The organism is Terrabacter sp. 2YAF2 (assembly GCF_052114705.1).
Lineage (GTDB): Bacteria > Actinomycetota > Actinomycetes > Actinomycetales > Dermatophilaceae > Terrabacter.
In genome coordinates this window covers 1-493 of record NZ_JBFRFG010000063.1, presented here as the reverse complement: position 1 = coordinate 493, position 493 = coordinate 1, and the positions used below count along the sequence as shown (strand labels likewise).

Sequence of the window (493 nt, the reverse complement as noted above, 5' to 3'; positions counted from 1 at the left end):
CCTTCTGCGAGGACAGCACGGTCTTGGTGGTGCCCGAGCAGGTGTAGGTGTAGGCCGGTGCGGTGCCTGCCTCGGTCCAGGCGCTGGAGCAGGAGTCGATGCTCAGCTGCAGGCCGTTCGTGGCGTCGGTGTCGAGCTTGCTCGAGGTCAGCGGCGCGGAGGTGGTCAGGCTCAACGAGCCGAGGTTCTGGTTGCCGGTGTTGCTCAGTGTGACGGCGCGCTGGATCGTGTCGCCGGGGACGAGGCCGGTCGCGGCGACCGAGAACCGGTTCGCGGCACCGGGCTGGCCGAGCTCGACCTTGACGGTGCCGGCGGTGACGGCGGCGCTGGCCGAGGTCGTGGAGGTGAACGAGCCGTAGGTGCCCAGGCCGGCGACACCGGCCGCGGCGGCCACGAGCGCCACCGAGGCCAGGACCTTGCCCGAGGTGTTCTTCTTGCCGTGCTTCTTCGAGGTGGCGACGCCCATGGTGACTGCTCCTGGTGTGAGTCCGGC

Annotated in this window: 1 protein-coding gene; it reads right to left on the bottom strand. The window is 70.2% G+C overall.

Annotated elements, in window-relative coordinates:
* A partial coding sequence (locus AB4030_RS22435; protein ID WP_442281410.1) for a TasA family protein occupies positions 1–466 on the bottom strand: 466 nt, incomplete at its 3' end.
* Positions 467–493 lie beyond the last annotated feature (27 nt).